Raw genomic sequence first — 24,320 nt, 5'->3', positions numbered from 1 at the left:
TCTCCCTTATGAACGAGATCATTTGCCCGAACCGGCGATCTGGTCGCCGTCGCGGGTCAGGTAATAGGCAGCGAGGATGGGGAGCAGCGTCACCAGCACTACCACCATCGCCACGACATTGGTGACCGGACGCTGGCGCGGACGGATCAATTCTTCGAGCATCCAGATCGGCACCGTCTGCTGCTGGCCGGCGGTGAAGGTGGTGACGATGACCTCGTCGAAGGACAGCGCAAAGGCAAGCATGCCGCCGGCCAGCAGCGCGGTTGCGATGTTGGGCAGCACGACATGCCGAAAGGTCTGGAAACCATCGGCGCCGAGATCCATCGACGCCTCGATCATCGAGCCGGACGTGCGGCGGAAACGGGCGACCGCATTGTTGTAGACGACGACCACGCAGAAAGTGGCGTGGCCGAGCACGATCGTCCAGAACGAGAACGGGATTTCGGCCAGCGCGAAGGCCGAGCGCAGCGCGATGCCGGTGATGATGCCGGGCAGCGCGATCGGCAGGATGACCAGCAGCGAGATGGTTTCGCGGCCGAAGAATTTTGTGCGGGACACGGCGGCTGCGCATAGCGTGCCGAGGATCAGAGCGATGGCAGTCGAGATCGCCGCGACCCGCACAGACAATGACAGCGCCTGCCAGACGTCGGGGCGGTTCCAGGTGACGGCGAACCATTGCGTGGTCAAGCCCGGCGGCGGCCAGACGAAGCTCTTCTCCTCGGTGGTGAAGGCATAGACGAAGATCAGCAGGATCGGCAGGTGCAGAAAGAGCAGGCCGCCGGTGGCAGCGAGCTTCAGGCCGATCGGCGCGGATGGGCCACGGTCAGAGCGCATCGAAAGCCCCCATGCGCTTGGCGCCCCAGAGATAGAAGCCCATGATAACGATGGGCACCACGGTAAAGGCGGCGGCGAGCGGGATGTTGCCGGCGGTGCCTTGCTGCGAATAGACGGCCTGGCCGATGAACAGCCGCGAGGTGCCGATGATCTGAGGAATGATGTAGTCGCCGAGCGTCAGCGAGAAGGTGAAGATCGAGCCGGCAACGATGCCGGGCAGCGCCAGTGGGAACAGCACGTTGCCGAAGGTCTGGCCGGGCGAGGCGCCGAGATCGGACGAAGCCTCGACCAAATTGCCCGGCACGCGCTCGAGTGCGGCCTGCACCGGCAGGATCATGAATGGCAGCCAGACATAGACGAAGACGATGAAGGTGCCGGTTGAGGAGACCGACAATGAGTTGCCGCCGACGATCGGCAGCGATAGCCAGGCATCAAGCAGCCAGAGAAGATGCAATTTGGCCAGCAGCCATGTCAGGATGCCTTCCTTGGCCAGGATCAGCTTCCAGGCATAGATCTTGACCAGGTAGCTCGACCACAGCGGCAGCATGACGCCGAGATAAAACAGCGCCTTCCAACGGCCGCGCGCATAGCGCGCCGCGTAATAGGCGATGGGAAAGGCGATGATCGCCGCAGCCAGCGTCACCAGCGCCGCCATCGTCACCGTGCGCAGGATGATGTCGAGATTGGCGGCCTGCAGCAGGTCGCCATAAGTCTTCAGCGTGAACTCGCGGTTAATGAGGCCGGAGAACTCATCGATCGAAAAGAAGCTCTGCAAAAGCAGCGCAAACAGCGAGCCGATATAGACGATGCCGAGCCAAAGAACCGGGGGTAGCAGCATCAGGAGCAGCAAGAATTGCGGCCGGCGCCAGAAGAGATCGGAGAGCCCGCCGCGTACGCCGCCACTACCCGGCAGGATGGCGGGGGCCGTGGCCCGCGGCATGGCAGCGTCCAGGCTCATCCTAGCTCGTCCATCAGATGCAAATGCTCGCGGTTGAAGGTGAGCACCACCGCCTCGCCTTCCCGGGGCAAGGCAGCACCCGCCGGCACGATGGCATGCAGCCGCAAGCCCTCTGCATCGAGCGCCAGTCTTGTCGTGGCGCCGAGATAGTTGGTCGAGACCAGGCGGGCGGCAACCCCTTGGCCGTTGGCCCGGCCAATACGGATGGATTCGGGCCGCAGGCTGCCCCAGCGATGCTGGCCGGCATAGCGCTGGACGAAATCCGGCGGCAGCACGTTGGACGAGCCGACGAAATCGGCGACGAAGCGGGTCTTGGGACGCTGGTAGATGTCTTCCGGCGTGCCGATCTGCATAATCTTGCCGTCATTGAAGACGGCCACGCGGTCGGCCATCGACAGCGCTTCGCCCTGGTCGTGGGTGACGAACACGAAGGTGATGCCGAGCGCCTTCTGCAGCGATTTCAACTCCTCCTGCATGTTTTCGCGAAGCTTGAGGTCGAGGGCGCCGAGCGGCTCGTCGAGCAACAGCACCTTGGGCTGGTTGACCAGCGCACGGGCGAGCGCGACGCGCTGGCGCTGGCCGCCGGAAAGCTGGCCAGGGCGACGGGCGCCGTAGCCGGGAAGCCGCACCAGCGCCAGCGCTTCTTCCGCCGCCTTTTGCCGCTCCGGTCTGCCGACGCCCTTGACCATCAGCCCATAGGCGACGTTGTCGAGCACGTTGAGATGCGGGAACAGCGCATAATCCTGGAACACGGTGTTGACGTTGCGGCGATAGGGCGGCACGCCCTCGGCGCGTTCGCCGAAGATCGCGATCGAGCCCGCCGTCGGCTGCTCGAAACCGGCGATGAGGCGCAGGCACGTCGTCTTGCCCGAGCCGGAAGGCCCGAGCATAGCGAAGAACTCGCCCGGCACGATGTCGAGATCGACCGCGTCGACGGCACGCACGCTGCCGAAATGGCGAGAGACGTTTTGGAAGGAAACGGCGGAGGTCATGGGGCTGTCCTGATCTGTCAGGCTCATCAAATTTCAGGCGGTAGCGCTGCCTCTCATCCGCCTGCCGGCACCTTCTCCTCGTATAGTGGACGGGGAGAAGGGAGGCGCTCCAACGCTGGCGACCCCCGTTCTTCACGGGGAGAGGGTAAGGGTGAGGGGCAGCGCCGAGCTTCGTAGGTGAGGCGAACTCACCGCCCGCCGATGACGCCGATATAGTCCGACACCCAGCGGTAATAGGGCACGCACTGGTCGTTCTGGGTGGCGCATTTCGAGACCGGCGTCTTCCAGAACTTGATCTTGTCGAAATTGTCGTACCCGTTGGTCTTGCAGCCTTCTTCGCCGAGCAGTTCGTTGCCCTTGCAGGCGGCGGGCACCACCGGCAGCGAGCCGAACCAGGCGGAGACGTCGCCCTGCACTTTTGGCGACAGCGAATGCTCCATCCACATGTAGGCGCAGTTCGGGTGGGCAGCATCGGCCTCCATCATCGTGGTATCGGCCCAGCCGGTGACGCCCTCCTCGGGGATAGTCGAGGCGACCGGCTTCTTGGCCGCGATCAGCGTGTTGACCTGGTAGGGCCAAGAACCGGAGGCGACGACGCCTTCGTTCTGGAAATCGTCGACCTGGATGGCGGCGTCGTGCCAATAGCGTCCGACCAGCGTACGCTGGACCCGCAACAGGTCGAGCGCCGCCTTGTACTGATCCTCGGTCAGTTCGTACGGATCCTTGATGCCGAGCTCCGGCTTGTGAGCCATCAGGTAATTGGCGGCGTCGGCGATGTGGATCGGCCCGTCATAGGCCTGGACGCGGCCCTTGTTCGACTTGCCGTCGGGAAGCTTCAATTCCTCGAAGACCACGTTCCAGCTCTTCGGCGCCTCCTTGAACACTTCGGTGTTGTACATCAGCACGTTCGGCCCCCACTGATAGGGGACGCCGTAATGGACTCCGCCGACGGTGAACCAGGGCGCATCCTTCAGCCGGTCGTCGACCGTCTTCCAGCTCGGGATGAGGTCGGTGTTGATCGGCTGGACGCGCTTGCCGGCGACCAGACGCAGCGAGGCATCGCCCGAGGCGGTGACCAGGTCGAAACCGCCCTCGTTCATCAGCGAGACCATCTCGTCGGAGGTGTTGGCGGTCTTGACGTTGACCTTGCAGCCGGTTTCCTTCTCGAAGGACGTGACCCAATCATAGCCCTTGTCGGTTTCGCCGCGCTCGATATAGCCCGGCCAGGCGACGATAGTGACCTCGCCTTCGCCTTTGCCGAGCTCCTTGACCTGGGCGATGGCCTGGCCGGAGAAGCTCAGCGCGACCGTCAAGGCAGTGCATGATTTCAGCAATGAATTCATCGTCGATCTCCCATTTTTGCATGACCTCGAAACCGGTTTCGGGTTTCGGAAGAAGATCATGCGCCCGTTCCAAAACGTTGGATGCGCGGCTCTGAAGGGCCGTGCTCCTCGCATCGGCCCGAAAATCGGAATCGATTTTCGGAAAGTCCGATGCGAAAACTAAAAGTCTTAGAGCGTACTATGTGCGTCCAATTGGACGCACGTCGCTCTAACGGCAGCTTTGTTCCCTGACCGAAAAGTGCTGCGAAATTTCCGGTTTCGCAAATTCATTTATCAGAAAGCCGATATCGGTTTTTCCGATATATCAGCGGCCGATCTTCTCAGGCCGTTGGCGCACCATGCGCTGCGACTGGGCAAGTCCGATGAAGTCACGAGCCGCCTGCGGCAGGCCGGAGCCGCGCCGCCAGACCATGCCGACCTGGACGACTGGTAACGACCCCGAAATATCGCGAGATTCGATGCGGTCGCCTTCCAGCGACCATGGCCGGTAGACGAGGTCGGGCAGCAGCGCCACGCCGGCGCCGGTAGCGACGAGGCTGCGCACCGCTTCGACCGAGCGGGTGCGGAAGGCGACATGCGGCTTGGCGCCGATTGCCGTCAGCAGCTTTCCGGTATTCTCCTCGATCTCGTCGACGGTCAGCATGATCAGCGGTTCCGAGGCGATGTCGCCGATGCCGATGATGTCGGCACCGGCCAAGGGATGGCCGAGCGGCAGCCATAGCCGGTAGGCCGAGACTTCGAGGATTTCGGACTGCAGTGCCGTGCGGTCGCGCAGGTTCGAGGTGACCATGACGGCAATGTCGAGCTTGCCGCCAATTAACAGGTGCTCGAGATAGTCGCCATTGTCCTCGATCGCCGAGACCTCGACACCCGGATAGGCGCGGCGGTAGCGGGCAAGAAGATCGGAAAGCACATAGCCGGCGACCAGCGAGGTGACGCCAAGTTGCAGCCGCCCGCTTGCCGCGGCCTGTTCGCCGAAGAAGGCGCGGCGCGCATCGGAAACGTCGGCCAGGATCTTTCTCGCATGGCGCAGGAACTGGTGGCCTTTGTGGGTGATGTTCAAGCCGCGCGGGTGGCGCTCGAACAGCTCGACGCCGAGATCGTGCTCCAGCTCCTTGATCGCCTCGGTGACCGAGGATTGCGAGATCGACAGGTTCTGGGCGGCGCCCGACACTGTGCCCTGCTCGGCGACGGCGATGAAGAACTGCAATTGGCGGATGGTGAAAGCCATGGCCGGACTAAACACGGCAGAGGCGGCGCTGGGAAGTGGGTGCTGGCGCAGATCTCCCGATAGAGCTCACGATAGAGCTCAGCCCTCGCTTCCGCCATCGGCAATGCTGAGCCGTACGCCGGCCTGGGCAAGGGCGGCGGCGATGTCGTGCGGCGGCGGACGGTCGGTCGCGAGTTCGGAAAAGCCGCCGAAGCCGCAGACCTGAACAAGGCCCTGGCGGCCGAATTTGCTATGGTCGGTGACGACAAGCGAACGCTGGCCGCGCGACAGCACCATGCGGGCGAATTCGGCCTCTTCCAGATCATAGTCCATGACGCCGGTGACGGCATCGACCGCACCGGTCGATATCACTGCATGGCTGACGGAAAAGCGGCTGACGAATTCGATGGCCGAGACGCCAAAGGCAGCACCGGAATCGCTGCGCAGCTCGCCGCCGGCCATGTAGACCTTATTGCCGTTGACGGTGGCCAATGTGCGGGCGATGTCGGAGGAGTTGGTGACGACCGTCAGCCGCCGGTGGCCGAGCAGTTCCCGGGCCAGGAAAGACGTGGTGGTGCCGGTGTCGAGCATGATCGATTCGCCGTCGCGGATGGTGGCGGCGACCATGCGCGCTATTGCCCGCTTGGCATCGGCGTTCTCGCGCATGCGCCGCTCGAACGGCGCTTCGCCGGCAATCGACGGCAGGCCGACGGCGCCGTGCATCTTGAGGATGGAACCGTCGCTGGTCAGTGGCTTGACGTCGCGGCGTACTGTCTCCAGCGAGACGCCCAGCCGGTCGGCCAGGCTCGCAATGGTCACGGTGCCTTCCTCCTTGAGGAGGCGCAGGATTTCGCCATGCCGCTTCGAGTGGACCATCGGTTCCATCCGGTCGGATTGTTGCACCGCTGACCGCTTCTACGGCATAAATGCCACTAACTCCAAGGAATTTAGCAAAATTCGGGCAAAAAACCAGAAAATACCACAATTTCGCGTTGACAACGCCTCCAGCGTGGCGCGACATTATCGCTGTGACAGGCTCGGAACGGAGGACGACGGCTGAGCCGCACGAAAAATCGCTTGCCCGAACGCCCGGGAGATCGTCGGGTGCAAGGGTACCGAAATTCAGGATCCGCGGGGGCGGATGCCGGCGTCGAAGAACCCGGCACAAAGGGGCTCGTCGGTGCGGTGCGGGATACCGATCCCGAGATCTGCACCGACGAGATCTTCGCGTTGCCTCCATTCCTCCGTCCGATTGTCATCGCTGGCCAGCCGTGACATGCGTGGAAAATTGACCCAATGTTGGACGAGATCGTGACTGTCGAAGACCGCATCCGTGCGCTGCCTTGCTGGACCGGCAGCATCGACATCGCGCCGCTGCCGGGCGGGCTGAGCAATGCCAATTATCTGGTCAAGGACGCGGCCGGGCGGCACGTCGTGCGGCTCGGCCAGGACTATCCGTTCCACCATGTCTTTCGCGAGCGCGAGATGATGACGGCACGGGCAGCGCACGCGGCAGGCTTCGCTCCGGCCGTCCACTACACTGGACCCGGCGTCATGGTGACGGAGTATCTCGGCGCCAAGGCCTATGTCGCGCAGGACGTGCGCGCCGATCTCGGCCGCGTTGCCGCGTTGCTGCGCGGTTTCCACCGGGAGATGCCCGGTCATGTCTCCGGCGCCGGCTTCATGTTCTGGGTATTCCATGTCATTCGCGACTATGCGCGCACGCTGGAGGAAGGCCGTAGCCGCAAGCTGGGCGAACTGCCGCGCCTGCTGACGCTGGCGGACGAGCTCGAGCGCGCGCAAAAGCTGCTGCCGATCGTCTTCGGCCATAATGACCTCTTGCCGGCTAACATAATCGACGACGGTCACAGGCTGTGGCTCATCGATTTCGAATATGCAGGCTTCAACACCGCGATGTTCGACCTTGCCGGCGCGGCGTCGAATGCAGGCATGAGCGACGAGGAGTCCTTCGCCTTCCTGACCGCCTATTTCATGAAGGAGCCGGACCCGGCGATACGGCGCTCGCACGCCGCCATGCAATGCGCGTCGCTGCTGCGTGAGGCGATGTGGGGCATGGTTTCCGAGCTTTACCTCGACGCGCCTGGTGTCGACTACGCCGCCTACGCCGACGAAAACCTGGCGCGGCTCGAAGCCGCCCTGGAAAACTACAGGACAAAATACGGGACGCGGACATGACCTTGCCCGCCCAGGCCGGGATCGTCGTCATCGGCGGTGGCATCATCGGCTGTTCGACGGCCTATCATCTGGCGCGCGACCACAAGGCCGAAATCGTGCTGCTCGAACAGGGCAAACTGACCTCGGGTTCGACCTGGCATGCTGCCGGGCTGGTCGGCCAGCTACGCTCGTCGGCGTCGATCACGCGCGTGCTCAAATATTCGGTCGATCTCTACAAGGGGCTGGAAGCCGAAACCGGCCTCGCCACCGGCTGGAAGATGACTGGCTGCCTGCGCCTCGCCACCAATGCCGACCGCTGGACCGAGTATAAGCGGCTGGCAACGACGGCTAAGAGCTTCGGCATGGACATGCATCTGCTGTCGCCGGCCGAGGTCAAGGAAATGTGGCCGCTGCTGGAAACCGGCGACCTCGTCGGCGCGTCCTGGCTGCCGACCGACGGTCAGGCAAGCCCTTCCGACATCACCCAGTCGCTGGCCAAGGGCGCGCGCATGCATGGCGCAAAATTGTTCGAGGAGGTGCGGGTCACCGGCTTTGAAATGACCAACGGCCGGATCGTCAAGGTTAGGACGAACAGGGGCGATATCGCCTGCGACAAGGTGGTGAACTGCGCCGGGCAATGGGCGCGGCAGGTGGGTGCGCTCGCCGGCATAAACGTGCCGCTGCAGCCGGTGAAGCACCAGTACATCATCACCGAAAAGATCGATGGCCTGCCGACCGACGCGCCGACAATTCGCGACCCCGATCGCCGCACCTATTTCAAGGAGGAGGTCGGCGGGTTGGTGATGGGCGGCTACGAGCCGAACCCGCAGGCGTGGACGACCGGTCTGCCGGGCGGCGATGTGCCGGACGATTGGGAGTTCCGGCTGTTCGACGATGATTACGATCATTTCGAGCAGCATATGAGCCAGGCGATCGAGCGTGTCCCGGCGCTCGCCAATGCCGGCGTCAAGCAGATGATCAACGGGCCGGAGAGCTTTACGCCGGATGGCAATTTCATCCTCGGTGTGGCGCCGGAATGCGCCAATATGTTCGTCGGCGTCGGCTTCAATGCCTTCGGCATCGCGTCCGGCGGCGGCGCCGGCTGGGTGCTGGCGCAATGGGTCGTCGACGGCGAGGCGCCGCTCGATCTGTGGGTGGTCGACATCCGCCGCTTCTCCGATCTCCACCGCGACCGGCAATGGGTCCGCGACCGCACGCTGGAAGCCTATGGCAAGCACTACACGATCGGCTTCCCGCATGAGGAATATGTCAGCGGCCGGCCGCGCATCGTCTCGCCTTTGTACGAGCGGCTGCAAAAACATCGCGCCGTGTTCGGCTCGAAACTTGGCTGGGAGCGGCCGAACTGGTTCGCGCCGGAAGGCATCGAGCCGAAGGACGTCTATTCGATGGGCCGGCAGAACTGGTTCCCGGCGGTTGGCGACGAGCACCGCCACGTGCGCGAAAAGATCGGTATTTTCGACCAGTCGTCTTTCGCCAAATACGAAATGACCGGAGCCGACGCGCTGAAGGCGCTGGACTGGATCTGCGCCAACGACGTCGCCAAGCCGGTCGGCCGGCTGACCTACACGCAGCTCCTCAATACGCGCGGCGGCATCGAGGCCGATTTGACCGTGGCGAGGCTCGGTGAGGAAAAATTCTACGTGGTCACCGGCACCGGTTTCCGCACGCATGATTTCTCCTGGATTGCCGATCATATCGGCAGGGAGTTCGACGTGATGCTGACCGACGTCACGGAGGATTTCGGCACATTGTCGCTGATGGGGCCGCGCGCCCGTGACGTGCTGTCAGCGGTGACCGATGCCGACGTCTCGAATGCCGCCTTTCCATTCGGCCATGTTCGCGAGATCGCCATTGCCGGCCACGCCATCCGGGCACTGCGCGTCACCTATGTCGGCGAACTCGGCTGGGAACTGCATGTGCCGATCGCGGCGACCGGCGAGGTCTTCGATGCGCTGATGGCGGCGGGCGAAATATTCGACATTCGGCCGGTCGGCTACCGGGCGCTGGAATCGCTGCGGCTGGAAAAAGGCTACCGCGCCTGGGGCGCCGACATCACGCCCAACGACACGCCGCAGGAGGCCGGCCTCGGCTGGGCGGTGAAGCTCAGGAAGAACACCGATTTCCTCGGCCGGCGGGCTCTGGAAAAGCTCAACGGCGCGGCGCTCGGGAAACGCTTTGCCGGCTTCACTGTCGATGATCCGGACGTCGTGCTGCTCGGGCGCGAGACCATCCTGCGCAACGGCGAGGCGGTCGGTTATCTCACCAGCGGCGGCTATGGCTACACCATCGGCAAGAACATCGGCTACGGCTATGTGCGCAATGCCGATGGCGTCAACGATGATTTCCTCACTTCCGGCAACTACGAGCTGGTGGTGGCAATGGAACGGACGCCGGCTAAGATACACCTCGAGCCGCTTTACGATCCGGCAGGAGCAAAGGTGAAGGCGTAGAGCCTTCCGGTTTCAGCCTCAGTTCACGATGAGCACCAGCCCCCGGCTCGGCACGGTATCGGCCTCGCCTGGCATCGAAACATAGGGCGGCGTCTCTTCGGCGCGCGTGACGGTGCCTTGCGCCTCGAGCTCGGCGATCCGCGCGGCAAACCCGGCATCCCACAGCGTGTTCTTCACTGTCAGCACGATCACCCCGCCCGGCCGGCAGATGCGGATCAGCTCGTCCAGACCCTCGGCCCCGACATGGCCGGACGTGAAGACGCCGGCTGAGATGATCCCGGCATAGGCGTCGTCCACGAAGGGCAGCGGTCCGCCAAGCGCCAGGCAGTGAAGCGCCGAATAGACGCCCTTGCGCGCGGCTTGCGCCAGCATGCCTTCCGAGATGTCGAGCGCCTCGACCTGCGGATAACCGGTAATGGCAAGCCATTCGCCGATGAGCCCGGTGCCCGCGCCGGCATCGAGCAGAGGAGCGGCGCCGCGCGGCAGATGGCGGGCCAGCAAGGCAAGGCAGATGGTGGGATGGCGATAGCCAGCCGCCGACATGTCGGCGTCATAGGTGCCTGCCCAACTGTCGTAGAGCGCCGCGACGTCTTCCGGCCGCTTCGCCGCATAGGCTGCGGCGAGTGCGCTCTGCTGATTGCTGTCCGTCATCGCTTTCCGTCGCCTGGTATCGATCCGCAACGCGATCATAGCCAAACGGCGAAAACTGTGGAACCGTCGTCGTCCCAATAACACGGGGAAAGGAGCGAAATCCATGGCGGACGACCGGGCGCGCGCCGCACTTGCGGCCATTCCGATGCTGGCCGGCTATGACGGCCCTCTGGAACGGCTCGGCGGTCTCACCAACCTCGTCTTCAGGGGTAAGGATTTCTGCCTGCGTATCCCCGGCAAGGGCACCGAGGAATACATCAACCGCGCCAACGAGGCAGTGGCGGCGCGGGAAGCGGCGAAGGCCGGCGTCAGTCCCGAAGTGCTGCATGTCGATGCCGAGACCGGCGTGTTGGTGACCCGCTTCGTTGCCGGTGCCGAGACGATGTCACCGGAAAAGTTCAAGACTCGGCCGGGCAGCCCGGCACGCGCCGGCAAGGCCTTTCGCAAACTGCACACATCCGGCGCGGTGTTCCCCTTCCGCTTCGAGCTGTTTGCGATGATCGACGATTATCTGAAAGTGCTGTCAACCAAGGACGTCGCCCTGCCTGCCGGCTACCACGATGTGGTCCGCGAGGCGGAGGCAGTGCGCTCAGCACTTGCGGCTCAACCTCTGCCGATCGTCGCCTGCCACTGCGACCCGCTCTGCGAAAACTTTCTCGATACGGGCGACAGGATGTGGATCGTCGACTGGGAATATTCCGGCATGAACGATCCGCTCTGGGATCTCGGCGACCTCAGCGTCGAAGGGCAATTCGACGCCGCGCAGGACGAGGAGATGACGCTGGCCTATTTCGGCGGCGAGCCGAGACCGGCGGAGCGCGCCCGCATCGTCATCTACAAGGCGATGTGCGACCTGCTGTGGACGCTGTGGGGACTGATCCAGCTTGCCAACAAAAATCCGGCCGACGACTTTCGCGCCTATGCCGACGGCCGGTTTGCGCGCTGCAAGGCACTGATGGAGACGCCGGAATTTTCGCGGCATCTTGCGGCGATGCGAACGGGTTAGAGCAATTCCACATCAGAGCGGTGCCAGAGTTCCAGCGATCCAGCAAAAAGCTTGAATGCTCTAAAAGCGCTTTGCGATTGAGCGGGTCAGGCGACATGACTTGGAGCAAAGCGCTGGACGTCGGCCTCTATTTGAAAACCCTCTCTAATTCACTCATTGTCACTGTATCGTCAGACCTTTTGCAATACCAGACGATCAGCGCGATGGTGCCGATGGGAAATAATCCCGCAAGGAGCTGATGCCAACCGCTTCTGTTGATGTCATGCAGCCGGCGAGTGGTCATGGCAAGTGTCGGCAGAAGGACGGCAAGATTCCAAAGGGACGAGATAATTTCATTATTTAAAACAGCATCAGCTATTATCGCAACGACAGAGATAATGAAAATGAAGAGATAGGAATACCAGAACTCGGAGCGGCCGGCTCTGCCCGAAAAAGTCACATAATTTCCGAAAAAGCTTGAAATAGCTTCAGTAAAATTCATCTGATGCGGTATGTCCCCAAAACGATTGCTACCAGCTGGCGGTGCTCTTAAAACGAGCACCAATGGCAAGCCGATAAGGACCAAAACTATCAGCCAATGCCATATAGAAAAACTCCCCATCTTTCCCCCCTCTACCGCAGTTTCGCGGAAATATTGATCTTGCTTACCCTACCAAGAATCAATTTCGGATTACGCCCGACAGGCAACTTACACCTCAAAATATCGATGTAAACATCGGATTTTTTGACCGAACTCTCCTGCTATTCAGAGCGATAATCAGGCGCCGCTAAAACGCGCCGCTTCGAAACGGCACCATGTGACGCGTTCTATGCTTTGTTTTGATGCAGTCGTGGACGGAAAGCCTTTTCACACCGTCCTGGAATTGCTTTAGTTCACGCCCTTTGGCACGTTTTCGGGCGGTACCGTGTCGACCACCTTCTGGCGGTGGAAGATGAACAGGCCGGCCAGCACGACGATGGCCGAGCCGACCAGGATGCGCGGCCCAGGCACATCGCCGAAGAAGGCCAGGCCGAAGACCACTGCCCACAATAGCAGGCTGTAATGCAGCGGCGCCAAGGTCGAGGCAGGGGCAAGCTTCAACGCCCGGGTGATCATCAGGTGCGCGCCGCAGGAGACGACGCCGAGAAGCAGCATGGCGCCGAAATCGAGCGATGACGGCGTCTTCCAACTGCCTATGGTCAACGCAGCGCCGACCAGCAGCGTGCCGATGGTCTGCCAGGTGACCAGCGAAGTGTCGCTGGTGCCGCGCAGCCGCCGATTGAGGATGATGGCGAAGGCAAAGGAAATGCTGCCGGCGAGCGCGAACATCGACGACAGGGAGAACGCGGCCGACGACGGCTTCAGCATGATCAGCACGCCGCAGAAACCGACCAGGATAGCCGCCCAGCGGCGCCAGCCGACCCTTTCGCCGAGCAGGAAGTGCGACAGCGCCGCGACATAGATCGGCCCGGCCATGTAAAAACTCATCACATCGGCGAGCGGCAGATAGACGACCGCCGCGTAGAACAGCGCCGTGTCGAGCGTCGTCATCACCACGCGCAGCAGCTGCAGCTCCGGCCGCTCCATGCGAAACAGCTTGGCCGCACCCTGATGTGCAATCATCGGCCCGAGTATGAAAAACGCGCCGATCGAGCGGATCAGCACGACCTGGCCGACGGAAAAACTGGCGACCAGCCACTTGCCCATCGCGTCGTTCAGCGCAAACAGGAAGTCGCCGGCGAGCATCAGCAGGATGCCGGCCAGCAGCACGTTCATGATCGTTGAGTACTGGGCTGCGGGCCGCGCCATTCCGTTACCGGTTCCTCGCCGTGGGGTACGGTGACCCGCGTCGTAGTCGCAAGCTGCGGCCATGACGAGGCGAAAATCGAGAATTCGGTAAGACCAGCGCCGGAAATCGGCTGGACTGATGCATGTCGCGCAAAAGTGTGCAGCGGTTTTGCGATAACGACACGCTTAAAAACAAGACCTTAAAGCGCGTCGCGTGGGTCCGTTCAAACGCGACGCGCTTTAAGCGTGGCGCCGGTTCACCGTGCCCGGCCTTCCGGCGATCGAAAGCCGCGTGTCCTGCCGGCTGCGCTCGGCCACCACCTTGCCCCTGGCGATGACGCAGAGACGCTCTGGGCGCAGCCGCAGCGCCTCGACTGGGTTGCCGGCATCGAGAACGACCAGGCTGGCGCGCTTGCCGACCGCCAGGCCAAGGTGGTCGAGGCCCATGATGGCGGCATTGACGTTGGTGACCATGTCGAAGCAGCGCGCCATCTCGGCCGGGCTCGACATCTGCGCGACATGCAGGCCCATGAAGGCGACGTCGAGCATGTCTGCGGTGCCCAGCGAATACCAGGGGTCGAGCACGCAATCCTGGCCCCAGCCGACGCGGATGCCTTGCGCCAGCATCTCCTTGACCCGCGTCAGTCCGCGGCGCTTGGGAAAGGTGTCGTGGCGGCCCTGCAGCATGATGTTGATCAGCGGATTGGGGATCGCCGAAACGCCGGCCTCGGCAATCAGCGGCAATAGCTTCGAAACGTAGTAATTATCCATCGAATGCATCGATGTCAGGTGCGAGCCGGCCACTCTGCCCTGCAACCCGAGCCGCTGCGTCTCATAGGCAAGCTGCTCGATGTGGCGCGACAGCGGATCGTCGGTCTCGTCGCAATGCAAGTCGACCATCAGGCCGCGCTTCGCCGCGATTTCGCAGAGCTCGGTGACGGAGCGGGTGCCGTCGGCCATTGTGCGCTCGAAATGCGGAATGCCGCCGACGACATCGACGCCTGTGTCGAGCGCCCGGATGGTGTTGTCGCGCGCCGTCGGCGAGCGGTAAAACCCGTCCTGCGGGAAGGCGACCAGCTGCAGGTCGATATAGGGGCCAACCGTCTTCTTCACGTCGAGCAGCGCCTCGACCGCCAGCAGGCGGTCGTCGCAAACATCGACATGGGTGCGGATGGCGAGCAGGCCCATCGACACCGCCCAGTCGCAATAGGCGAGCGCACGGTCGCGCACCGCTTCGTGGGTCAGAAGCGGCTTCAACTCGCCCCAAAGCGAGATGCCTTCGAGCAGCGTGCCCGAGACATTGTTGCGCGGAATGCCGAGCGAAAGCGTGGCGTCCATATGGAAATGCGGATCGACGAAGGGCGGCGAGACCAGATTGCCATGGGCATCGATCGCCGTGCCGGCGCTGACGTTCAGCTCGGGCTCTATCGCTGCGATCGTTTCGCCGACGATGCCGATATCCGCGATCCTGCCGTCGGGCAGCGTCCCGCCGCGCACCACAAGGTCAAAATCCATCTAGCGCCACCTCGTTCAAAAAAGCCGTTTCTTTCCATGCAGCGTGCTGCCGCAAGGCGGAACCTTCAGGCGCGCCCCTTCCCTTCTCCCTTGTGGGAGAAGGTAGCCGCGAAGCGGCCGGATGAGGGGTGTTCCAGCTTGGCGCCGACGACACTCCGTCCAGCACCCCTCAACCGTCCTGGCGCTGCGCCAATCCACCTTCTCCCACAAGGGGAGAAGGAAAAGCCTCTATTCCGGCACGTACCGCACCGCCCCCTTGGCGGCACTTGTCGCCATCGCCGCATAGGCGCGCAAGGCCGTCGTCACCTTGCGCTTGCGCTTTTCTTCGGGCTTCCAGGCAGCCGTTCCCCTGGCCTCCATCGCGGCGCGACGGGCGATGAGTTCGGCGTCGTCGACAGCAAGCCTGATGGTGCGGTTGGGGATATCGATCTCGATCGTGTCGCCTTCCCTGACCAGCCCGATCAGACCGCCTTCCGCGGCTTCCGGCGAGACATGGCCGATCGACATGCCGGAGGTGCCGCCGGAAAAACGACCGTCGGTGATCAGTGCGCAGGCTTTGCCGAGGCCTTTCGATTTCAAATAGCTGGTCGGGTAGAGCATTTCCTGCATGCCGGGTCCGCCGCGTGGCCCTTCATAGCGGATGACGACGACATCGCCGGCCTTGATCTCGTTCGACAGGATCGCCTTGACGCTGGCGTCCTGGCTTTCGAACACTCTTGCCGGACCGGTGAATTTCAGGATCGATTCATCGACGCCCGCCGTCTTCACGATGCAGCCATCGAGTGCCAGATTGCCTTTCAGCACGGCAAGGCCGCCATCCCTGGAGAAAGGATGTTCGGCCGAGCGGATGACGCCCTTCTCGCGGTCGAGATCGAGATCGTCCCAGCGGCGGTCCTGGCTGAACGCGACTTGCGTCGGCACGCCGCCGGGTGCCGCCAGGAAGAAATCGCGGACATTCTGGCTGGTGGTGCGCGAAATATCCCAATAATCGAGCGCTTCGCCGAGGCTTGCGGTGTGCACCGTCGGCAGGTCGCGGTTGATCAGCCCGGCGCTATCCAACTGGCCGAGGATGGCCATGATGCCGCCGGCGCGGTGGACATCCTCCATATGGACGTCTGCCTTGGCCGGGGCCACCTTGCACAGCACTGGCACCCGCCGCGACAGCCGGTCGATGTCCTCCATGGTGAAGTCGACCTCGCCCTCATGTGCCGCGGCAAGGATGTGCAGCACGGTGTTGGTCGAACCGCCCATGGCGATGTCGAGTGTCATGGAGTTCTCGAAGGCGCCCTTCGAGGCGATGCTGCGCGGCAGCGCGGTGTCGTCGTCCTGCTCGTAATAGCGCTGGGCAAGATCGACGATCAGGTGGCCGGCCTCGACGAACAGGCGCTTGCGGTCGGCATGCGTCGCCAGCGTCGAACCATTGCCGGGCAAGGACAGGCCGAGCGCCTCGGTCAGGCAGTTCATCGAATTGGCGGTGAACATGCCGGAGCAGGAACCGCAGGTCGGACAGGCCGAGCGTTCGATGGTCCTGACGTCCTCGTCGGACACCTTGTCGTCGGCGGCCGCGACCATAGCGTCGACCAGATCAAGCGCCTGGCTCTTGTCGGCGAGCACCACCTTGCCGGCCTCCATCGGCCCGCCGGAGACGAAGACGGTCGGGATGTTGAGGCGCAGCGACGCCATCAGCATGCCGGGCGTGATCTTGTCGCAATTCGAGATGCAGACCATCGCGTCGGCGCAGTGCGCGTTGACCATGTATTCGACCGAGTCGGCGATCAATTCGCGCGACGGCAGCGAATAGAGCATGCCGTCATGGCCCATGGCGATGCCGTCATCGACGGCAATGGTGTTGAACTCCTTGGCGACGCCGCCGGCTTTTTCGATCTCGCGGGCAACCAGCTGGCCGAGATCCTTCAAATGGACATGGCCCGGCACGAATTGGGTGAAGGAATTGACCACGGCAATGATCGGCTTGCCGAAATCCGAATCCTTCATGCCGGTAGCGCGCCACAGGCCGCGGGCGCCGGCCATGTTGCGGCCATGGGTGGTGGTGCGGGAACGGTAGGCGGGCATTGAACTGTCCTTGCTGTCTGCGTCGCGCCCAAAGGTGCGGAAAACCGGAATTGAGCCGCAGGCCTTATAGACGGCACACTCTGGTCTGGCCACAATTTTGCGCTGCGCCAGGGTGCGGAACGAGCGGCCAGCCAAAGACGCAGCCGGCCCAGGCCGTAAAAAAGTCAGAAGTGCTGTCGGATCGTGTTTTGCTCGAGCGTCCTTGAGCAGACGGCGGGACCGGGCATCAATTGCCAGCCGGCCGTTTTGCGAGTGAAACAAGCCAAAACCAGCCCGAGGAGCAAGAGAATGCAAAAGATCACCCCCTGCCTGTGGTTCGACGACCAGGCCGAGGAGGCCATGAACCATTACATCTCCATCTTCAAGAATTCGAAGGTGCTGAGCGTGATGCGCTGGCCCAAGGGCAGCGGCGATAATGAGGGCAAGGTGCTGATGGTCTCATTCGAGCTCGACGGCGTTCAGTTCCAGGCACTCAACGGCGGCCCGCAATTCAAGTTCACCCAGGCAGTCTCGCTCTCCATCGACTGCAAGACGCAGGAAGAGGTCGACTATTTCTGGGACAGGCTCATCGCGGGCGGTGGCCAGCCCAGCCAGTGCAGCTGGCTGAAGGACAAATTCGGCCTCTCCTGGCAGGTCGTTCCCGAGCAGCTGCCCAGGCTGCTGCTGGACCCCGATACGGAAAAGGCCGGCCGCGTGATGCAGGCGATGATGCAGATGAGCAAGATCGACATCGCCAAGATCGAAGAGGCAGCGAAAGGGTGAACGAACGCGATCTTCCCTTCTCCCCCTGTGGGAGAAGGTGGATCGGCGCGAAGCGCCGAGACGGTTGAGGGGTGCTGGACGGAATGAGACGTTGGTGTTTCCTGGAACACCCCTCATCCGTCGCCTTCGGCGACACCTTCTCCCACAAAGGGAGAAGGGAAGGGGCGCGTCAAGCCGCTCTGTCGCGGACCTGATAATCCTTGACCGCCGTGAAGCGGATCGCCTTCCAGCGCTCGGCCTCGTAGTTGAGCGAGAAGGCGTGCTGGGCGAGGAACACCGGATCGTTGTCGAGATCGCGCGCGATGTCGCCGCGATGCGCCTCGATGAAGCGCTGGAGTTCGGCCCTGTCGTCGGCCGATATCCAGCGGCAGACGGAAAAGCGCGACATCTCGAAATCGACCGGCAGTGTGTATTCGAAGTTTAGCCGCTCCTTCAAGACGTCGAGCTGCAGGGCGCCGACGACGCCGACGATGGCTGGCGAGCCGTCCTCCGGCGAGAACAATTGCACGACGCCTTCCTCGGCCATCTGGTGCAGCGCTTCCTTGAGCTTCTTGGCTTTCATGGCATCGCCGAGGCGAACGCGGCGCAGGATTTCAGGCGCGAAATTCGGCACGCCGCGAAACAGGATCTCCTCGCCTTCGGTCAGCGTGTCGCCGATGCGCAGCGTGCCGTGGTTGGGGATGCCGACGACATCGCCGGCGAACGCCTCGTCGGCCGTGACGCGGGTGCGGGCGAAGAAGAATTGCGGTGCCGACAGGCTCATCGGTTTTCCCGTGCGCACCAGCTTGGCCTTCATGCCGCGCTCGAGCTTGCCGGAGCAGACGCGGACGAAAGCGATGCGGTCGCGATGGTTGGGGTCCATATTGGCCTGGATCTTGAAGACGAAGGAGGTCATCTTGTCCTCGGTCGCCTCGACCTTGCGGCTGTCGGCCTCCTGCGCGCGCGGCGGCGGCCCGTAGGCGCCGAGCGCCTCGATCAGGTCGCGCACGCCGTAATTGCGCAGCGCCGAACCGAAATAGACCGGCGTCAAATGGCCCTCGCGGAAGGCATCGAGGTCGAGCGGGCGACAGGCCGCGCGCGCCAGCTCCAGCTCCTCGATGAAGGCCTCCCGCTCGTTCTCCGGCAACAGGCCGGCAACGCGGTTGGAATCGGGTCCATTGACCGGCGTGCGCTCCTTTTCGGCGTCGCCCTTGCGCACCGCGTTCAGCGCCAGATGGTAGGTCCCGGAAAAGGTCTTGCCGCGGCCGATCGGCCAGGTGATCGGCGCTGTATCCAGTGCCAGCTTCTGCTCGATCTCGTCGAGGATGTCGAATGGGTCTCGGCTTTCGCGGTCCATTTTGTTGACGAAGGTGATGATCGGGATGTCGCGCAGCCGGCAGACCTCGAACAGTTTCAGCGTGCGCGGCTCGATGCCCTTGGCGGCGTCGATCACCATGACCGCGCTGTCGACCGCCGACAGCGTGCGATAGGTGTCGTCGGCGAAATCCTCGTGGCCGGGCGTGTCGAGCAGGTTGAAGACGGTGTCCTCGTATTCAAAGGTCATCACCGAGGTGACCACCGAAATGCCGCGCTCGCGTTCGATCTTCATCCAGTCCGAGCGGGTCTGGATGCGGTCCTTCTTGGCCTTGACCTCGCCGGCAAGCTGGATGGCGCCGCCGAACAAAAGCAGTTTTTCGGTGAGCGTCGTCTTGCCGGCGTCGGGGTGGGCAATGATCGCGAAAGTGCGGCGGCGCGATACCGCTTGTTCGATGTCTTCAGCCAATTTCATGGAATCCTGTCTGTGGCGCGGGCTTCTAGCAGCGCTTTTCCGGCCTGTCGAACGGAAACACCGCTGATACCCCGGCAGCAGGTTCAGTCTCTGACGATAGCCGCCTGCGTGACCGAGCCAGCGTCATCCAGGCGTATAACCAGCCATTCAGAGTCGATCGAAAAAAATCCTCTTTCCGAACCAAGAATATAAACCAGACTCCAGTCTTCGAAATAGTCCGTCTTCGGCGGCTCGCCGAGCATGGCAACAACTTCTGCCCGCGATTTCCCAACCAACGCCCCGGTCAGCACCAAACCGTCAGCAATGCGATGGCGCTTATGCAAAGGATCCAGCCAGTTGTCGTCCTGCCACCAAGATCGAACGATCGGCAGCGGGCCGAAGAAGACGGCATAGACAATGGCGGCTCCGGCTGCAGCAAAAACCAGCCCTTTTATCCAGCGGCGCAAATGACCCTCATGTGATTGAGCTGAACGTTTCCAGTGAGGCGATCGTCATCGACCCGCTTCGAGAGCGGTCCCGGCAACGCTCTTGGCAAGTCTGTAGCATGGTGGCAATGAGGGCAAAAAGTCCTGGGCGTTTGAAGGTACACGGCCGCGAGCAAGAACATCATCGTCATTGGATACGGCATCATTGGCGCCTCCATCGCTTGGCACCGGCAGAGCTAAGCTGTCGACCTCTCCGGCTGCCGCAGCCGCCGGTTCACGTCCCGACGTCAGGCCGATTCGGTCGCTCGGCTCTCGAAGGCCACCTCCGGAATCCACTCGGCAATTGCGGCGCCGATCCTGTCGGCATGGTCCTCCTGCAGATAATGCGAGCCGGGTCCGAGATCGATCAACCGGCAGTTCTTCAGGCCGGCCGCGAATTCCCGTGCCGCCTGCGGCGAGACGAGGGCGCCCGGGTCACCGCAGAAAAGCAGCTTCGGGTAGGAGGAAGCCCGGAGCGCCCGATGGTCGTGCTCGCTGATGGCAGCGACATCGGCGGGCTGGCCTTCAATCGGCAGGTCGCGCGGCAGCCGCAGGATCGGCTTGCGCGATTGCGGCGTCGGGAATGGTGCCCGGTAGGAGGCCATTTCCTCATCGCTCATCGTGCGCAGCACCGCAGCCGGCAGTACCTTTTCGACGAAGACGTTGTCTTCCAGGACAAGCTTCTCACCGACGCCAGGCGTGCGCATTGCCTTGAACAATTCGCGCGCCTGCGGACGCTGGTGAAAATCGTCCCAACTCTCGAAGGGGCGGATGAATTCCATGAAGGCGAGGCCGAGGATCCGCTGCGGCCGCCGTGCGGCGAGATGGAAGGCGAGTGCGGTGCCCCAGTCCTGCGCGACGACCACCACGTCGGTGATGCCAAGCGTCTCGATGAAGGCGTCGAGATAGCGGACGTGGTCGAAGAAGCGATAGTCGATGTCCGGCTTGCCGGATTGGCCATAGCCGATCAGGTCGGGCGCAATGCAGCGGCCGAACGGCGCCACATGCGGGATGATGTCGCGCCAGATGTAGGACGACGTCGGGTTGCCGTGCAGGAAGAGTACCGTCGGGCCAGCCGTGCCTGCCTCGACATAGGAGATGGTGGAATCGAGCACCGCGACTTGCGAGCGTGGCAACATTGTGCGGGATTGCTGCTTTTCGAGTTTCGGGTTCATCGGATCAGCTCCTTTTTGCGAAGACTGTTTTGAAGACGATATTCTTGAAACGCTCGAGCGGTTCGGGACTGCGCTCCACCTTCATGCGCAGCATCGCGCCTTGCCAGGAACTCAACAGGAAATCGGCGAGGTCCTCGGCATCGAACGCGTCGGTGATGTCGCCAGCCGCCTGGCCCTCGGCGATGCATTCGGCAAAGGGCTTACGCCAGCGTTCGAAAATGGCGACGAGTTGCAGCCTCAGCGCCTCGCTGTGAGCCGCCGTCTCGAGGCTGAGATTGCCGATCATGCAGCCCCGTGCCCAATCATGCGCCTCCAGCTTCGACGTGATGATTTCGAGATAGCGGCGCAAGCGCCCGACCGGCGTGCCGTCCCGAGCAAGGGCCTGCTCCGCCAAACCGCTCACATAGGCGAAATAGCGGTCCAGCACCTCGCCGGTGAACGCCTCCTTGGATGCAAAATGATTGGTGAAGGACCCCGGACGGGCATCGGCCGCGGCGACGATGTCGCGTACGCCAGCGGCCGAATAGCCGGAACTCCAGATGGTTTTGAAACCGGCGTCGAGAAGTTTTTCGCGAAGTGAATGTCTAGGCATGCCGGTACAATACGTACGTACGTATTAAAGTCAAGAGGCACATTTGATACGGCGCGCTCTTGGCAGAACCCACGGGCAATGGCATCGCAGTGGTGGCGTTGGAACGAGGAGTGAAGCATGACAGCGGCGAAACAAGTCATCGTCATCGGCGCCGGCATCATCGGCGCCTCCATCGCCTGGCACCTGACCAGGGCCGGAGCAAAGGTGACGGTCATTGCCGGCTGCGGCGTCGGCGGCGTCGCGACACCGAATTCCTTTGCCTGGATCAATGCCAGCTGGGGTAATCCGCAGCCTTACTTCCGACTACGGACTCGATCGATGGCCGAATGGACGCGATTGGCGAACGAGGTGCCCGGCATCCCGTTGCAATGGTGCGGTGGCTTATGCTGGGACCTGCCACGTCCCGAACTTGAGGCCTATGCGGCCGAGCACTCCGCATGGGGCTACGGCATCGAGCGTGTCGACCGTGCCGGAGCGGCGCGCATCGAGCCAAATCTGACCGAGCTTCCCGATTTCGCCCTTTATGTCGCCGAGGAAGGCGTTGCCGAGCCGGTCGCCGCCACGCAAGCACTGCTGGCCGACGCCGAACGGCGCGGCGCGCGAATTGTAGCCGGGACGACCGTCACCGCTCTGGTGCAAGCCAACGGCAGGATTGCCGGCGTCGATACATCCGGCGGGCGGATTGCTGCCGACGAGGTGGTGATCGTGGCCGGAGCCGGCTCTCCGGCACTAGCGGCAACAGCCGGGATAGAACTGCCGATCGAGACGCCGCCCGGCCTGATCGTGCATTCGCGCCCCTACGAAAAGCTGCTCAACGGCCTGGTGATCGGCGACCGACTGCATATGCGCCAGACGGCGGAAGGCCGCGTCGTCGCCGGCTCGGATTTCGGCGGCGCCGATCCCGGCGTGGATGCCGCGGCCACCGCCCGCGACCTGTTTGCGGCGATGAAGGCGATGCTGCGCGGCGCGGATGGGCTGGAACTCGATTTCCACACCATTGGCTACCGGCCGACCCCGGTCGATGGCTTTCCGATCATAGGCCGCGCCGAAGGCACGAGCGACGTCTACGTCGCGGTCATGCATTCCGGCATCACGCTGGCGCCGGCCGTCGGCCTGTTCGCCGCCCGCGAAATCCTCGACGGCGAGCGCGATCCGCTGCTTGATCCCTACGGGCTGGCGCGGTTTACTCAATAACCGGGCGGGCGGCGAAAGCCGCCGGCCAGCGGGTCGATTGCCCTGGCGATCCCGAGCAGGCGCGACTCCGACCAGCGTTTGCCAACAAGCTGTAGTCCGATGGGCAGGCCATTGCTGTCCTGTCCGCAGGGCAGCGACAGTGCCGGATGGCCGCTGTAGTTGAACACCGCGCCATAGGCCGGCAGCATCCAGTAGCTTTGCTTCTCGCCGTCGACCTCGATCGGCGTTCCCGGCTCGCAATGCGGGAAGGCGGTGACCATGGCGACCGGGCACAGCAAGGCGTCGCAGCCGTCGAAGAACCGTTCCCATGCCAGGATGGAGCGGTCGCGGCGGGCGAGCACCTCGAACCAGCGCGAGACCGGCGTCGGCTTCTCCGGTGGTTCGGGCTGCGCCGCCTCCAGCATCATGCCGATCAGCGCACCGCCTTGCTCCAGGTCGTCGTGCAGGTCGAGCTTCGGCAATTCGGCCTCGACGATGGCGCCCGCAGCCTGAAGCTCTTTTGCCAGACTTTCGACCGCCGCGCTGATCTCGCCGGCCACCGGAAAGCCCGGAAAGGACGGCGCGACGGCAATCCGCAAATTTCTGAGATCCAGCTCCGGCATGGTTTCGACCGGTACCGGCGCAAGGTCGGTATCGCTTCCATCCGGCCCGGCAATGAGGCCGTAGATCAGTGCCAGGTCCTCGACGCTGCGCGCCATCGGTCCGAGGCAGGAGATCAGCCTCACGCTGCGCGGCGCCCCGCCTGGATCGGGGAAGGCGCCGGCGAGCGAGACGCGGTGCTCGGTCGGCTTGAGGCCGTAGACGCCGCAAAAGAATGCGGGCAGCCGGATCGAATCCTGCATGTCGGTGCCGACCTCGAACGGCGTCATTCCGGTGCCGAGCGCCGCCGCCGCACCGCCACTGGAGCCGCCGGCGGTGCGCTGGAGATTCCAGGGATTGCCGGTGCGGCCAAACAGCGGATTGCTCGACTGCCAGTCACCGAGCATTGTCGCCACGTTCGTCTTGCCCACCAGTATGCCGCCTGCCGCCTTCAGCCAGGCAACGACCGGACTGTCTGCCCTCGGGGCATAGTCGGCGAAAGCCGGGAAGCCGACAGTGGTTCTCATGCCCGCGGTTTCATGCGTGTCCTTCAATGTGAACGGCACGCCGTGTAGCGGCCCAAGGGCCTCGCCGCGCGCCTGGGCTTCGTCGGCCTTGCCAGCGCGTTGCCGCGCACCGTCCCGATCGAGGGTTACGACTGCGTTGACCGCCTCATTGTGCCTGTCAATTTGCGTCAGATGCGCGTCCAGCGCTTCCACAGCGGAAATCTTGCGGTCGCGAATGGCGGCAGCCAGTTCTGTCGTCGGGGAAAAGACGATATCCATCGTGG

At 63.1% G+C, this 24,320-nt stretch carries 21 protein-coding genes; 5 read left to right on the top strand and 16 right to left on the bottom strand.

Annotated features, from left to right (window positions below; translation table 11 throughout):
* Positions 1-18 precede the first annotated feature (18 nt).
* The 6 genes from NKI67_RS12005 to NKI67_RS11980 all read right to left on the bottom strand — a co-directional run bounded on the left by NKI67_RS12005 (position 19) and on the right by NKI67_RS11980 (position 6,213).
* Positions 19-834 (bottom strand): ABC transporter permease, encoded by an 816-nt coding sequence (locus NKI67_RS12005; protein ID WP_023676345.1) that lies wholly within the window; start codon positions 832-834, stop codon positions 19-21.
* Positions 824-1,774 carry an ABC transporter permease gene (locus NKI67_RS12000; RefSeq protein WP_023676346.1) on the bottom strand — a complete coding sequence of 317 codons (951 nt, stop codon included), beginning with the start codon at positions 1,772-1,774 and terminating at the stop codon, positions 824-826. The genes NKI67_RS12005 and NKI67_RS12000 overlap by 11 nt, the downstream gene beginning before the upstream one ends.
* 14 nt (positions 1,775-1,788) lie before the next feature.
* Entirely contained in the window at positions 1,789-2,784 is a 996-nt protein-coding gene (locus NKI67_RS11995; RefSeq protein ID WP_023676347.1) for an ABC transporter ATP-binding protein, read from the bottom strand.
* Positions 2,785-2,972: 188 nt separating this feature from the next.
* Positions 2,973-4,127, bottom strand: coding sequence for an ABC transporter substrate-binding protein (locus NKI67_RS11990; RefSeq protein ID WP_023676348.1), 1,155 nt, complete (start codon positions 4,125-4,127; stop codon positions 2,973-2,975).
* A 304-nt stretch (positions 4,128-4,431) separates the two neighbouring features.
* Positions 4,432-5,358: a LysR family transcriptional regulator gene (locus tag NKI67_RS11985; RefSeq protein WP_023676350.1), complete on the bottom strand. Its 927-nt coding sequence runs from the start codon at positions 5,356-5,358 to the stop codon at positions 4,432-4,434.
* A gap of 78 nt (positions 5,359-5,436) precedes the next feature.
* Positions 5,437-6,213, bottom strand: a complete 777-nt coding sequence (locus NKI67_RS11980; protein ID WP_023676351.1) for a DeoR/GlpR family DNA-binding transcription regulator — start codon at positions 6,211-6,213, stop codon at positions 5,437-5,439.
* Between the two features lie 435 nt (positions 6,214-6,648).
* Between NKI67_RS11980 and NKI67_RS11975 the strand changes: the two genes are divergently transcribed.
* Together NKI67_RS11975 and NKI67_RS11970 are read left to right on the top strand one after the other, a co-directional pair.
* On the top strand, positions 6,649-7,533 hold the full coding sequence (locus NKI67_RS11975) for a phosphotransferase family protein (protein WP_023676353.1): 885 nt from the start codon (positions 6,649-6,651) through the stop codon (positions 7,531-7,533).
* Positions 7,530-9,983: a GcvT family protein gene (locus tag NKI67_RS11970; protein WP_023676354.1), complete on the top strand. Its 2,454-nt coding sequence runs from the start codon at positions 7,530-7,532 to the stop codon at positions 9,981-9,983. Before NKI67_RS11975 ends, NKI67_RS11970 begins: the two co-directional genes overlap by 4 nt.
* 18 nt (positions 9,984-10,001) lie before the next feature.
* On the opposite strand, the gene NKI67_RS11965 is transcribed toward NKI67_RS11970, so the two are convergent.
* The gene (locus NKI67_RS11965; RefSeq protein ID WP_023676355.1) at positions 10,002-10,634 is read right to left on the bottom strand and encodes a class I SAM-dependent DNA methyltransferase; all 633 of its coding nucleotides are present in this window, start codon (positions 10,632-10,634) and stop codon (positions 10,002-10,004) included.
* A 103-nt stretch (positions 10,635-10,737) separates the two neighbouring features.
* On the opposite strand from NKI67_RS11965, the gene NKI67_RS11960 reads away from it, so the two are divergent.
* On the top strand, positions 10,738-11,640 hold the full coding sequence (locus NKI67_RS11960; RefSeq protein ID WP_023676356.1) for a phosphotransferase family protein: 903 nt from the start codon (positions 10,738-10,740) through the stop codon (positions 11,638-11,640).
* A gap of 127 nt (positions 11,641-11,767) precedes the next feature.
* On the opposite strand, the gene NKI67_RS11955 is transcribed toward NKI67_RS11960, so the two are convergent.
* The 4 genes from NKI67_RS11955 to ilvD form a co-directional block, all read right to left on the bottom strand.
* Entirely contained in the window at positions 11,768-12,241 is a 474-nt protein-coding gene (locus NKI67_RS11955) for a DUF805 domain-containing protein (protein WP_023676357.1), read from the bottom strand.
* A 267-nt stretch (positions 12,242-12,508) separates the two neighbouring features.
* On the bottom strand, positions 12,509-13,429 hold the full coding sequence (locus NKI67_RS11950; RefSeq protein ID WP_023676358.1) for a DMT family transporter: 921 nt from the start codon (positions 13,427-13,429) through the stop codon (positions 12,509-12,511).
* A gap of 219 nt (positions 13,430-13,648) precedes the next feature.
* Positions 13,649-14,923, bottom strand: a complete 1,275-nt coding sequence (locus NKI67_RS11945; RefSeq protein WP_031211684.1) for an amidohydrolase family protein — start codon at positions 14,921-14,923, stop codon at positions 13,649-13,651.
* Between the two features lie 228 nt (positions 14,924-15,151).
* Positions 15,152-16,996 carry a dihydroxy-acid dehydratase gene (gene ilvD / locus NKI67_RS11940; protein WP_023676359.1) on the bottom strand — a complete coding sequence of 615 codons (1,845 nt, stop codon included), beginning with the start codon at positions 16,994-16,996 and terminating at the stop codon, positions 15,152-15,154.
* A 288-nt stretch (positions 16,997-17,284) separates the two neighbouring features.
* On the opposite strand from ilvD, the gene NKI67_RS11935 reads away from it, so the two are divergent.
* Positions 17,285-17,758 carry a VOC family protein gene (locus tag NKI67_RS11935; RefSeq protein WP_023676360.1) on the top strand — a complete coding sequence of 158 codons (474 nt, stop codon included), beginning with the start codon at positions 17,285-17,287 and terminating at the stop codon, positions 17,756-17,758.
* 169 nt (positions 17,759-17,927) lie between these two features.
* Here NKI67_RS11935 and NKI67_RS11930 read toward each other — a convergent pair whose 3' ends face one another.
* The 4 genes from NKI67_RS11930 to NKI67_RS11915 all read right to left on the bottom strand — a co-directional run bounded on the left by NKI67_RS11930 (position 17,928) and on the right by NKI67_RS11915 (position 21,757).
* Positions 17,928-19,526, bottom strand: coding sequence for a peptide chain release factor 3 (locus tag NKI67_RS11930; protein ID WP_502893745.1), 1,599 nt, complete (start codon positions 19,524-19,526; stop codon positions 17,928-17,930).
* Positions 19,527-19,609: 83 nt separating this feature from the next.
* On the bottom strand, positions 19,610-19,972 hold the full coding sequence (locus NKI67_RS11925) for a hypothetical protein (RefSeq protein WP_023676362.1): 363 nt from the start codon (positions 19,970-19,972) through the stop codon (positions 19,610-19,612).
* Between the two features lie 266 nt (positions 19,973-20,238).
* Positions 20,239-21,165 carry a haloalkane dehalogenase gene (locus NKI67_RS11920; RefSeq protein WP_023676363.1) on the bottom strand — a complete coding sequence of 309 codons (927 nt, stop codon included), beginning with the start codon at positions 21,163-21,165 and terminating at the stop codon, positions 20,239-20,241.
* Between the two features lie 4 nt (positions 21,166-21,169).
* Entirely contained in the window at positions 21,170-21,757 is a 588-nt protein-coding gene (locus NKI67_RS11915; protein WP_023676364.1) for a TetR/AcrR family transcriptional regulator, read from the bottom strand.
* 117 nt (positions 21,758-21,874) lie between these two features.
* On the opposite strand from NKI67_RS11915, the gene NKI67_RS11910 reads away from it, so the two are divergent.
* On the top strand, positions 21,875-22,951 hold the full coding sequence (locus tag NKI67_RS11910) for an NAD(P)/FAD-dependent oxidoreductase (protein WP_023676365.1): 1,077 nt from the start codon (positions 21,875-21,877) through the stop codon (positions 22,949-22,951).
* On the opposite strand, the gene NKI67_RS11905 is transcribed toward NKI67_RS11910, so the two are convergent.
* Complete coding sequence (locus tag NKI67_RS11905) at positions 22,945-24,315, bottom strand: amidase (RefSeq protein WP_023676366.1); 1,371 nt, start codon at positions 24,313-24,315, stop codon at positions 22,945-22,947. The genes NKI67_RS11910 and NKI67_RS11905 overlap by 7 nt on opposite strands.
* Positions 24,316-24,320 lie beyond the last annotated feature (5 nt).

The organism is Mesorhizobium sp. M0408, from assembly GCF_040321495.1.
GTDB lineage: Bacteria > Pseudomonadota > Alphaproteobacteria > Rhizobiales > Rhizobiaceae > Mesorhizobium.
Note: the sequence above shows the minus strand (reverse complement) of the source record. Positions and strands in the feature narration are given on the sequence as shown.